Raw genomic sequence first — 12,236 nt, 5'->3', positions numbered from 1 at the left:
AATGGAAAAGGTCGTGAATTATGATCATTCAAACAAAATACCATGGCGAAGTGACGATTAAAGAGGAGCAAATCATTCACTTCTCTAATGGGATACCAGGATTTCTGGATCAAAAACAATTTGTCATTTTACCTTTATCAGAAGAATCCCCATTTTTAGTTCTTCAATCTTTGAAAAATGCAGAACTAGGCTTTATTGTCAGCAGCCCATTTTTGTTCTTCAATCAATATGAATTTGACTTAGAGGAATCGGTTGTAGACATTCTTGGGGTGGAAGATGCCAATGATGTGGAAGTCATGGTTATTTTAACAATGGGATCTTCTATTGAAAAAACGACAGCCAATTTAAGAGCGCCTATTATTGTAAATCGGAAAAACATGAAAGCCAAGCAGGTCATTTTGCATGATTCAGCCTATCATACAAAACATTTGCTAGAGGTGGCTTCCTCATGTTAGTTCTATCTCGTAAATTAAATCAATCGATTCAAATAGGCGACGATATTGAAGTTAAAATTATTGCGATTGAAGGCGATCAAGTAAAAGTCGGAATTGAGGCTCCTAAGCATATTGATATTCACAGGAAGGAAGTATACCTGTCTATTCAAGAAGAAAACAGCCGTGCTGCTAGCTTGTCCTTTGATCTACTTTCTCAATTATCCTCACAAAAAAAGTGAGGGTTTTTTTATACAATTCGTCTTTAAACCTCCGTGTAAAATCATTTCTATGTAGGGGTATGACACCATCTATATGAAACTTTAACAAATCGGTCCATCTATATTTAATTTAAAAATTCAAAGCCGATATAAAAGATAGATTAAAGCACAGGAGCTGAATAACTATGTCTGTTGGTAAGTTGACTTCGCTAGAGCCACTGATTGATGCATTTCAAACCCGTGTTACGAATCATCAAAATGACAATGCAAACACTGATTTACAAGCAAATGGTAAAGTCGTTTCAAAAGAAGAAATTGAGAAAACGCTTCAAGGAGCAAATAAGCTGATTGAACCTACTCAATTTCATCTTCAATTTGAATTACATGAAAAACTCAATGAATATTATGTCAAAGTCGTAGATAACCAAACCGAAGAAGTCATTAGAGAGATTCCTTCCAAAGAATGGCTTGATTTCTATGCGGCAATGACAGAGATTGTCGGTTTATTTGTCGATAAAAGAATGTAATTGAAGGGAGAAAAACAATGGTTAATCGAATTACTGGATTTTCAAATGTATTTGATATTGATGAAATCGTCTCAAAGCTAATGAAAACTGAGCAAGCACCACTTGATAAAATGACACGCCAGAAACAAACACTTGAATGGCAAAGAGACAGCTACCGCGAGGTCAATTCAAAGGTTAAAGAATTAGATGATCTCATTGCCAAACTAAATTTAACATATCCGAGTACTTATGGCGCAAAAAAGGTCACAAGCTCCAATGAATCTGCTGTCACAGCAACTGGATCAACAAATGCTACCTCTGGCTCGATTAATGTGACCCAACTAGCGACAGCTTCCGTATTCAAATCTTCTGGCACATCTGGATTTACTGCTGCAAACGGTACGTTCACATTTGAGGTGACGACACCAGATTCTACGACACCCAAAACAGTGACCATTAATACGACTGATAAAGATACCCTTGATACAATCGTGTCAAAATTGAACAACGCTCAACTAGGTGTCACGGCTTATAAAGGTCAAATCTTTGATGGGACCAACTACGTGGATACAATCGCTCTGACTTCCCGTACGACTGGAGAAGGTGTCAGTATTAAGGCAGCGGATGGTAATTCTGCTTCATTTTTAACGCAATTAGGATTCCAAGTGGATGGAGATAATAAATTAGTTGCGACTACTCAAGGGCAGAAAGCGCAATATGAAATTAATGGTCTCAAAATGGAAAATAATAATAATACTTTCACGCAGGCCGGTATCACATATGAGCTGAAAGGAACAACAGATAAGCCTGTCAGTTTGAACGTTTCAACAGATGTCGATGCCATCTTTGATAAAATCAAACAATTTGTTGATAAATACAATGAACTTGTTGAAGAGATCAATGGTAAAGTCAATGAAAAAAGAAATAGAGACTACTATCCATTAACAGCTGAAGAGAAAAAAGCCATGTCTGACAAAGAAGTCGAGCTATGGGAAACGACTGCGAAGTCAGGCTTGCTGAGAAGTGATTCAATTTTACGATCTGGTGCGTCTAAATTAAGAAGTGATTTTTATGTTGATATTACGACAAGTGATGGGAATAAAATTCACATGACACAAATCGGAATTGCCACTTCAGATAAATATAAAGATGGCGGAAAGCTTGTCATTGATGAACCGAAACTAAGAAAAGCCATTCAAGAAGACCCACAGAAGATTAGTCAAATATTTATGTCAGGTTCGCTAAATGTAGATTCAAAAGATAAAGATAAAGCGCAGCAGCAATATAAAGAACAAGGAATCATTCATCGTATCAAAAATTCCTTATCAGCCTTCTCAAAGAGCATTCAGACAAAGGCTGGTAGCACAACGATGGCATCAAAGGAATACGGACTTGGTAAGGACCTTGATTCTTTGACTCAACGAATGAGCACATTCCAAGATCGTTTAAAAATGGTGGAAGCTCGTTACTACAAAAAGTTTAACGCCATGGATAGTGCGATTCAAAAGCTAAACAACCAATCTGGCTATCTTTCTCAACTGCTTGGACAATAATTGGAGGTTTATAACATATGGCAATTCAGAACCCTTATGCCGCCTATCAGAAAAATTCTATTGAGACCGCAACACCGGCCGAGTTAACGCTTATGCTTTATGAAGGATGCTTAAAGTTTATTAGACTAGCAAAGCATGGCATTCAAAAAGAAGATGCTGAAATGAGAAACTTGAACCTGAAAAAGGCTCAAAACATCATCCAAGAATTAAATGTCACCTTAAATCGTACGTATGATGTATCAAAGAGCATGGCAAGTATGTATGACTACATCTATCGTAGACTGATTGAAGCCAATCTGCAAAATGACGAAGAGATCCTGAATGAAGTAGAGCAATATGTGACTGATTTCCGAGATGCTTGGAAGGAAGTCATTCAAACCGATCGAAAAGGGCGTCATCACTCTATTGGAGGATCTCTATGAGTATTGTGGACCAACTGCACGACCAAACGTTAAAAATGGCAGCGGAAATAGAGGCCAACCCGCAAAGTGAGACACTCGTTGAAGACTTTGATGCTTTTTTAGTTGAGAGAGACGAACTAATGAGAGACATTCAACATGAGCTTTCCGTTCAAGAAAAAGAGAAAATCAAAGAAATCATTCAAACAGATCAACTGATGGCCAAGCAATTAACAGAGATTCAAAATGGGATCAAGGCAGATATTCAAGCCATTCAACGTAAGAAAACAAAACAGCTGAATTATCAAAATCCGTATCAGCCCATGACAAGTGACGGCGTATACTACGATAAACGGAAATAAATAGGTGAGACCTGTGGCGTATCGTTCAGATGACTATATTTTATTAACCACATATTATGACCTTCTATATACGATAGAAGAGAGTCTAAAATATTTAGATGAAATTGAGAAGGATTTCGCTAAAACAGAAGGGGATCGGATCTTTAATGATCTGATCCATGCCTTCTTTCATTTAGAGACAACACATCCGCTTCTGCTTTCGATTATTGAAAATGAGCACTTTGCCAAGACGATTCGATCGTTTGACCAAATTTTTTTAAGTTTCGATATACTAGCTTTCTATACATTCCCTTCAAATCACTTCCAGTCATTCCTTACATCATATTTTATACCTGAATATAGAAAGTGGATGGATGAAATACATGCCTGTATGAGGCCGTATGTCATTCATTAATTTTTGTTCAATTCAGACCATTCGGAGGAATTTATGAGACTAAAAAATCAATTTTTATTTGGGCTTATTGTCATATGTGTATTGTTTGTCAGTATTTTAGGATTTTCTAGCTTTATCTATTACAAAACAGATCAATCGTATAAAGCACTCCTCACCAAAGAAGTAAAGCTGTACCAGACCTCACTGGAATTAGAGGCACTGCTACAAAAGCAGGAAGCACAAATTAAAACGTATGTGGTTGTTCAAGATGCTGAGAATTTACAGAAGATTGAGCAAACATATGAAGAAATCAATAAGAAAACAGCTGAAGCATCAAAACTGAGCACCGTTAAACAAGCAAAAAATCTGTTAGATCAAATTTCCGAAAAAAATTATCTTTACTACACCTCAACAAATCGATTATTTAATTCATTGAATATGCAAAATCAAAAAGAATTCAACACCCGCCTCAGTCAAGAATTACAACCTATCGAACAAGAAATACATACCTTTACAAAAGAATTTGCCCAAACACAATTGAAACAGCGGGATCAAAAAATCAGTCAGCTCAATGAAGAAAGTAACCAATTATTGCTGACGCTTATTCTCGTTAGCGCAGCGATTATAGTCGGCTTTTTAGTCATTGGCACAAGGTTTGTTCATCGTATGACAAAACCGATTGTCTCTGTCACACATGCAGCAAGAAGAATGGCAGATGGTGACCTCACACTTGAAGAAATTGAAGTAACCTCTAAAAATGAAATTGGCCAGCTCGGTACGGCTTTTAACCAAATGACAGCTCATTTGCGTCAGCTCATCTTACAGGTGCAAAACGGGTCAAGGCAATTAGCTGATTCTGCTGCTCAATTTGAAGAAACCATCAGTCAAACCATTTCGGCTAGTGAACAGACGTCTAGCTCGATTGAACAGGTCAGTGAAGCTTCACGTGAACAATCGGATGCAGTAGGAAAAGTAGCTTCGGCGATTCAAGAAGTCTCGACTGGTATGCATAATGCGGCTGAACATACGTCTGATGTTTCGGGTCACTCAATTTCAGTGACTGAAAAGGCTGAAGAGGGCGCATCCCTCATTCAACAATTTGTGAAACAAATGAGTTCTATTAAGGAATCTGTGAATGAACATCATTCTACAATGGCCAATGTACAAGTACAGTTTACCGGCATTCAAGACCTGCTGGGGAATATTCATGCCATTGCAGATCAGACAAATTTACTTGCTTTAAACGCAGCCATTGAAGCAGCAAGGGCTGGGGAACATGGACGAGGTTTTGCGGTTGTTGCAGATGAAGTCAGAAAGCTGGCGGAAGAATCAAGTCAGCTGACTGATCAAATTAGTCAGCTACTCGCCAACGTGAACAAAGATACTGAAAGATCTTCTCAATCTATGACGAAAGTGGAACGAGATGTAGCAGAAGGTGTGAAAGTATCGCAATTGTCTGAACAGAGCTTTCAAGAAATTCTGGAATCCATCCGTGATATCTCGATGAAAGCAGAGGAGCTTTCTGCCACGACAGAGCAAATCTCAGCTAGTACAGAAGAAATTTCTCAAACAGTTGGTGTGATAGAAGAAGGAGCCAAGCGAAATTCTGAGGAAACAGAGTACATGTCGGCGGCTGTTGAAGAATCACTAGCGGCGAATGAGGAAATGAAAGCAGCTGCGGAAGATTTAAAATCTTTGTCTCAATCACTGAAAACATCTATTTCATCTTTCAAGATTTAACAGTGCGATGGTCTTTTTCAAGAATCAATCGAATATATATTCATCACCTATCAAGTAAAAGCTGAAGCACCACAGGATTCGACAAATTTCAATAAAAATTCACATTTTTTTTACGTTTGAGCAGGAGAAAAGGAGGGAAAAGTAGAAATAAGTTTACATATCCTTAATTTTAAAGGAGGCGTTCTTTACATGAATTACAATGTCCGAGGAGAAAACATCGAAGTAACACCTGCACTAAGAGATCATGTCGAGAAAAAAATTGGAAAGCTGGAGCGTTATTTTGAGTCAGATGTTGATGCTTCAGTCAACGTGAACTTGAAATTTTACAACGATCAAGAATCTAAAGTTGAGGTTACCATTCCAATGACTGATCTAGCACTTCGAGCAGAGGTGCATAATGAGGATATGTACAATGCAGTAGACCTAGCAACCAGTAAATTAGAACGTCAAATTAGAAAACATAAAACGAAAGTGAACCGTAAATTCCGTGAGCAAGGTGCGAAAAAGCATTTATTTGCTGGAGGAAACGGTGCGTCCGAAGTAGCAGTTCAAGATGACGAAGAGATTGATGAAACAGAAATCGTCAGACAAAAACGCTTCAATTTAAAACCAATGGATAGCGAAGAGGCCATTCTCCAAATGAACATGTTAGGTCACAGTTTCTTTGTCTTCACAAATGCTGAGACAAATTTGACCAATGTGGTATACCGCCGAAATGACGGTAAATATGGACTCATTGAGCCGAACGCTTAATCATTCGTTCCTTTTGATCCGAAAATGACCTAAAAAAGTAAACCCGCTCCCTTCATTAGGGGCGGGTTTTTTGTGCTAAATCATTGCAAATTCTTTGGAAATCAAGGAAGGTATGGTATGATAAATGCAGGTAAATATGGACCTGTCAAACTTTTGGACATGCCGAAAAATTGCATGAAATAGAGGAGCGTTATTATATGCTTGGAATCTTAAACAAAGTGTTTGATCCTACGAAACGTACGATCAGCCGATATGAAAAAAAGGCAAATGAAATCGAAGCTCTCGCTCAAGATTTTGAGAAATTATCTGACGAGGCTTTACGAAATAAAACGATCGAATTTAAAGAAAAACTTGAAAAAGGACAATCTGTAGACGACCTTTTGGTTGAAGCATTTGCAACGGTTCGTGAGGCTTCCCGCCGCGTGACAGGAATGTTCCCATTTAAGGTGCAGCTCATGGGGGGGATTGCCCTACATGAAGGGAATATCTCTGAGATGAAAACAGGTGAAGGTAAAACGTTGACTTCAACAATGCCTGTTTATTTGAATGCTCTTTCTGGAAAAGGCGTCCACATTGTGACAGTCAACGAATATTTGGCAAGTCGTGATGCAGAGGAAATGGGCAAGATTTTTGAATTTCTTGGCTTAACGGTTGGCTTAAACTTAAACAGCTTAGACAAAGATGAAAAAAGAGAAGCGTACGCTGCTGATATCACGTATTCAACAAACAATGAGCTTGGCTTTGATTATTTACGTGATAACATGGTGCTGTACAAAGAGCAAATGGTTCAAAGACCACTTCATTATGCCGTCATTGATGAAGTTGACTCCATCTTAATTGATGAAGCGAGAACACCTCTTATTATTTCTGGACAAGCTGCAAAATCGACGAAACTTTACGTACAAGCAAATGCCTTTGTTCGTACGTTAAAAATAGAAGACGATTTCACTTATGATATTAAAACAAAAAGTGTACAGCTGACTGAAAGCGGAATGACGAAGGCGGAAAAAGCATTTGGCATCGAGAACTTGTTTGATGTCAAACATGTTGCTCTTAACCACCATATCGCGCAGGCTCTTAAGGCGCATGTTGCGATGCAAAAAGACGTTGATTATGTTGTGGAAGATGGTCAAGTCGTCATCGTTGACTCCTTCACAGGACGTTTAATGAAAGGACGTCGCTATAGTGAAGGTCTGCATCAAGCCATTGAAGCAAAAGAAGGTCTTGAAGTGCAGAATGAAAGCATGACACTTGCAACCATTACGTTCCAGAACTACTTCCGTATGTATGAAAAGCTATCTGGTATGACAGGTACAGCGAAAACGGAAGAAGAGGAATTCCGTAACATTTACAATATGCAGGTTGTCACAATCCCAACCAATAAACCGGTTGTGCGTGATGACAGACCTGATTTAATTTACCGTACAATGGATGGCAAATTTAAAGCAGTAGCTGAAGACGTCGCACAGCGTTATATGACAGGACAGCCGGTTCTTGTCGGAACTGTTGCGGTTGAGACATCTGAATTGATTTCAAAACTGCTTAAAAATAAAGGCATCCCTCATCAAGTGTTAAACGCGAAAAACCATGAGCGTGAAGCACAAATTATTGAGGAAGCTGGACAAAAAGGTGCCGTCACAATTGCGACAAACATGGCGGGACGTGGAACAGACATCAAGCTTGGCGAAGGTGTGAAAGAACTAGGCGGTCTTGCTGTTATTGGGACAGAGCGTCATGAATCACGCCGTATTGATAATCAGCTCCGTGGTCGTTCTGGTCGTCAAGGAGACCCAGGGATTACTCAATTCTATCTCTCAATGGAAGATGAATTGATGCGCCGATTTGGTGCAGAGCGGACAATGGCGATGCTTGATCGCTTCGGCATGGATGACTCTACTCCAATTCAAAGTAAAATGGTCTCAAAAGCTGTTGAATCTTCTCAAAAACGTGTTGAGGGGAATAACTTTGATTCCCGTAAGCAGCTTCTGCAATATGATGATGTTCTTCGTCAACAGCGTGAAGTCATTTACAAACAGCGTTTTGAAGTCATCGATTCTGATAACTTGAAATCGATTGTGATCAATATGATTCAATCGTCTATTGAGCGGGCTGTTGGATCTTACACGCCGAAAGAAGAACTTCCAGAAGAATGGAAACTAGATGGTCTTGTTGAATTAATCAACACGAACTATTTAGATGAAGGTGCCATTTCGGTCAAAGATATCTTCGGTAAAGAAGCAGATGAGATCACCGAATTCATCATGGAGCGGATTAAAGAGAAATACGATGCAAAAGAAGAGACATTTGGCGATGAACAAATGCGTGAATTTGAAAAAGTCATCGTTCTTCGTGCAGTAGATTCGAAGTGGATGGATCATATCGATGCAATGGATCAGCTGCGTCAAGGAATCCATTTACGTGCATATGCACAAACCAATCCACTTCGTGAGTATCAAATGGAAGGATTTGCGATGTTTGAGCATATGGTCGCTTCAATTGAAGATGACGTCGCTAAATATGTGCTAAAATCAGAAATCCAAAACAACCTAGAACGTGAAGAAGTCGTTCAAGGACAAACAACTGCTCATCAGCCTCAAGAAGGCGATGAGGAGAAAACAGTGAAGAAAAAGCCGGTGCGTAAAGTGGTGGATATCGGAAGAAACTCGCCATGTCACTGCGGAAGCGGCAAGAAATATAAAAATTGTCATGGGAAGACAGAATAAGTAATGGAAAGAGGTGAAAACCTCTTTCTATTCATGTCAGCCCCCATACATCTATGAGGTGAAGGATATGGAATTAGTAGAAATTAGACAAGAGCTTGAAAATATGGCTAGCAGGCTAGCTGATTTTAGGGGGTCTCTTTGACCTAGAAACAAAAGAAGTCAAAATCGCAGAGCTTGAAGCGACGATGTCAGAGGCTGATTTTTGGAACGATCAGCAAAAGGCTCAAGGGGTAATCAATGAAGCCAATGCACTAAAGGATTCTGTGAACTCCTATCATGAACTCAGTGAATCGCATGAAGAACTACAAATGACACATGACTTATTAAAGGAAGATTATGACGAGGAGCTTCATGCAGAGCTTGAAAAAGAGCTGAAGAACTTAACGAAGCAGTTTAATGAATTTGAGCTACAGCTTCTTTTAAGCGAACCTTATGATAAAAACAATGCCATTCTTGAGCTTCACCCAGGTGCAGGTGGTACTGAATCACAGGACTGGGGTTCTATGCTACTCAGAATGTACACTCGCTGGGCAGAGCGCAGAGGCTTTAAGGTCGAAACACTTGATTACCTTCCTGGTGATGAAGCGGGAATTAAGTCTGTGACATTACTGATTAAAGGACATAACGCTTACGGTTACTTAAAAGCAGAAAAAGGTGTTCATCGTTTAGTCCGTATTTCTCCATTTGATTCATCTGGCCGTAGACACACCTCTTTCGTTTCCTGTGATGTCATGCCAGAATTTAATGAAGAAATTGATATCGATATTCGTACAGAGGATATTAAGGTGGATACGTATCGTGCAAGTGGTGCAGGGGGTCAGCACGTCAATACGACGGACTCTGCGGTTCGTATCACACACATCCCAACAAATGTCGTCGTGACGTGCCAAACGGAAAGATCCCAAATCAAAAACAGAGAACGTGCAATGAAAATGCTGAAATCTAAGCTTTATCAAAAACGGATCGAAGAACAGCAGGCGGAATTGGATGAAATCAGAGGAGAACAGAAAGAAATTGGCTGGGGAAGCCAAATTCGCTCGTATGTTTTCCACCCATATTCTCTTGTGAAAGACCATCGTACCAACACGGAGATGGGAAATGTTCAAGCGGTGATGGATGGAGATTTAGATTCCTTTATCGATGCGTATTTACGTTCAAAATTATCATAAAAACTCGGCTTCTTGCCGGGTTTTTTTAATTGTGAGAAAATATAATGAATATAAAGGAATACATATGCCATACTGACTCTATATCCTTTGTATGATGAAATTAGCAATTAAAGGGGGAAATAATTTGGGATTAAAACCATTACAAGAGACGTGGGATTTAGATGCCTTTTTTAAAGGAGGCAGTTCTTCATCAGAATTTATCACATACTTACAGCACATACAGCAGCTATTAGATGAGTTACGACAAAAGGTAGATGCCTTTTCAAAAGAAGATACACAAATTGAAAAAAAGTTAACAGCTGTCCTTGAAACGTATGAAATCACATATAAAAAACTAGCGCAAGCAGGTTCATTTGTATCCTGTCTACAATCTCAAAATACAAAGGATATGAAGGCGGGCAGCCTCCGAGGGTCTATTGCCAAGCTGGAAGCTGAATTAGGAACCATTCTAGCAGGGTTTGATCAATCACTTGCTGAGATTCCTACTAGCCAGTGGGAAGAATTAATGGATTCAGCCGCTTTTTCAGATGTTCGTTACATATTAAATGAACGAAGAGAACATGTGAAAGATCAGCTGCCTGTTGAACAGGAAACACTCATTCAAAAACTAGCAGTAGATGGGTATCATGCGTGGGATGAACTTTATTCTAGCTTGGTGAACAAAATTACCATTCCATTTGAGCAAAATGGTGAAACACAAATGATCTCTGTAGGCCAAGCAGAAAATGCGATGGATGATTCAGATCGTGAAGTAAGAAAAGCCGTGTATCATAATTTAGAACATGCATGGACACAGGATGAACATTTGTTTGCAAGCACACTCAATCATCTCGCTGGTTTTCGTCTACAAGTATATGAAGCAAGAGGATGGGATCATATATTAAAAGAGCCCCTTGATATTTGCCGGATGAAACAAGAGACGCTCGATACAATGTGGTCTGTCATTGATGAACATAAACAGCCATTCATTGATTATTTACAACGTAAAGCTGACATGCTTGGGGTTGATAAACTAAGCTGGTTTGATGTGGGAGCGCCTATTGGAATTGAGACAAAAACCTATTCTTATCAAGACGCAGCCGCTTTTATTATCAAGCATTTCGCAGGGTTTGGAAAAGAGCTTGCTGCTTTTACTGAAAAAGCTTTTAATGAACGCTGGGTAGAAGCTGAGAATCGCCCAAACAAACGAGTGGGCGGTTTCTGTACGAATTTCCCTGATAGCGGGGAATCACGTATTTTTATGACCTTCTCAGGGACTCCATCCAATGTAGCGACACTAGCACATGAGCTTGGTCATTCGTTCCATCAGGAAGTCATGCAGGATGTTCGGATGTTGAATCGTAAATATGCGATGAATGTAGCTGAAACTGCGTCGACATTCGCAGAAATGATTGTGGCAGATGCTTCATTAAAAGAGGCGGCCAATGAAGAAGAGCGTCTCAGTTTGTTAGAGGATAAGCTGCAGCGCAGTGTGGCATTCTTTATGAATATTCAATCACGCTTCTTATTTGAACAACGCTTTTATGAAGAGCGCAAACAAGGAGAAGTGCCAGCTGACCGCTTGAATGAGTTGATGGTAGAAGCGCAGAAGGAAGCCTTTGGCGACTCTTTAGATGAATACCATCCGCATTTCTGGGCGTCTAAACTGCATTTCCATATTACAGGTGTCCCGTTTTATAACTTCCCTTACACCTTCGGGTACATGTTCTCGCTAGGTATTTACGCGAAAGCATTGCAGGCTGGGGCATCATTTGAAGAGAAATATATTGCGCTATTAAAAGATACAGCGTCAATGACTGTAGAAGATTTGGCATATAAGCACCTAGGTGTCGACCTGACTCAAAAAGCGTTTTGGGAAGAGGCCATTTCACTGGCTGTGGCAGATGCTGAAGAGTTTTTAGAAGCGACGAAGGCATAAAAAATGAAAAGCTCCCATTACGGGAGCTTCAGCGTGTAGACAAACCCTCGCATTCGTTGTCAGTCCTGCGCTTCGGTGCTCACGAATGT

The 12,236-nt window shown here is 39.7% G+C and carries 12 protein-coding genes; all 12 read left to right on the top strand.

What is annotated here, in order from left to right; genetic code table 11:
• Positions 1 to 20 precede the first annotated feature (20 nt).
• The 12 genes from fliW (at position 21) to MHI20_RS10380 (ending at position 12,147) form a co-directional block, all read left to right on the top strand.
• Positions 21 to 455 (top strand): flagellar assembly protein FliW, encoded by a 435-nt coding sequence (gene fliW / locus MHI20_RS10435; RefSeq protein WP_025208061.1) that lies wholly within the window; start codon positions 21 to 23, stop codon positions 453 to 455.
• On the top strand, positions 449 to 673 hold the full coding sequence (gene csrA, locus MHI20_RS10430) for a carbon storage regulator CsrA (RefSeq protein ID WP_008348252.1): 225 nt from the start codon (positions 449 to 451) through the stop codon (positions 671 to 673). Before fliW ends, csrA begins: the two co-directional genes overlap by 7 nt.
• A 164-nt stretch (positions 674 to 837) precedes the next feature.
• Positions 838 to 1,179, top strand: a complete 342-nt coding sequence (gene flaG / locus MHI20_RS10425; protein ID WP_007499987.1) for a flagellar protein FlaG — start codon at positions 838 to 840, stop codon at positions 1,177 to 1,179.
• 17 nt (positions 1,180 to 1,196) lie between these two features.
• The gene (locus MHI20_RS10420) at positions 1,197 to 2,711 is read left to right on the top strand and encodes a flagellar hook-associated protein 2 (RefSeq protein WP_024719236.1); all 1,515 of its coding nucleotides are present in this window, start codon (positions 1,197 to 1,199) and stop codon (positions 2,709 to 2,711) included.
• Positions 2,712 to 2,728: 17 nt separating this feature from the next.
• Positions 2,729 to 3,133, top strand: a complete 405-nt coding sequence (gene fliS / locus MHI20_RS10415; protein WP_008348247.1) for a flagellar export chaperone FliS — start codon at positions 2,729 to 2,731, stop codon at positions 3,131 to 3,133.
• Positions 3,130 to 3,471, top strand: coding sequence for a flagellar protein FliT (locus MHI20_RS10410; protein ID WP_008348246.1), 342 nt, complete (start codon positions 3,130 to 3,132; stop codon positions 3,469 to 3,471). Before fliS ends, MHI20_RS10410 begins: the two co-directional genes overlap by 4 nt.
• 13 nt (positions 3,472 to 3,484) lie before the next feature.
• Positions 3,485 to 3,865, top strand: coding sequence for a hypothetical protein (locus MHI20_RS10405; RefSeq protein WP_008348244.1), 381 nt, complete (start codon positions 3,485 to 3,487; stop codon positions 3,863 to 3,865).
• A 33-nt stretch (positions 3,866 to 3,898) separates the two neighbouring features.
• On the top strand, positions 3,899 to 5,584 hold the full coding sequence (locus MHI20_RS10400; RefSeq protein ID WP_268417755.1) for a methyl-accepting chemotaxis protein: 1,686 nt from the start codon (positions 3,899 to 3,901) through the stop codon (positions 5,582 to 5,584).
• A 189-nt stretch (positions 5,585 to 5,773) separates the two neighbouring features.
• Complete coding sequence (gene hpf, locus MHI20_RS10395) at positions 5,774 to 6,337, top strand: ribosome hibernation-promoting factor, HPF/YfiA family (RefSeq protein ID WP_007499992.1); 564 nt, start codon at positions 5,774 to 5,776, stop codon at positions 6,335 to 6,337.
• A 197-nt stretch (positions 6,338 to 6,534) separates the two neighbouring features.
• Complete coding sequence (gene secA, locus MHI20_RS10390; protein WP_035701569.1) at positions 6,535 to 9,060, top strand: preprotein translocase subunit SecA; 2,526 nt, start codon at positions 6,535 to 6,537, stop codon at positions 9,058 to 9,060.
• A 67-nt stretch (positions 9,061 to 9,127) separates the two neighbouring features.
• Positions 9,128 to 10,229 (top strand): peptide chain release factor 2 gene (prfB, locus tag MHI20_RS10385; RefSeq protein WP_096881918.1). Its coding sequence is split into 2 segments (ribosomal slippage): positions 9,128 to 9,199 and positions 9,201 to 10,229, totalling 1,101 coding nucleotides; the frame shifts between segments, so codons are not numbered across the junction.
• Positions 10,230 to 10,353: 124 nt separating this feature from the next.
• Positions 10,354 to 12,147, top strand: coding sequence for a M3 family oligoendopeptidase (locus MHI20_RS10380; protein ID WP_336750194.1), 1,794 nt, complete (start codon positions 10,354 to 10,356; stop codon positions 12,145 to 12,147).
• Positions 12,148 to 12,236: the final 89 nt, after the last annotated feature.

This window comes from Bacillus sp. FSL K6-1106, assembly GCF_038005245.1.
GTDB classification, from domain to species: Bacteria; Bacillota; Bacilli; order Bacillales; family Bacillaceae; genus Bacillus; species Bacillus altitudinis.
Note: the sequence above shows the minus strand (reverse complement) of the source record. Positions and strands in the feature narration are given on the sequence as shown.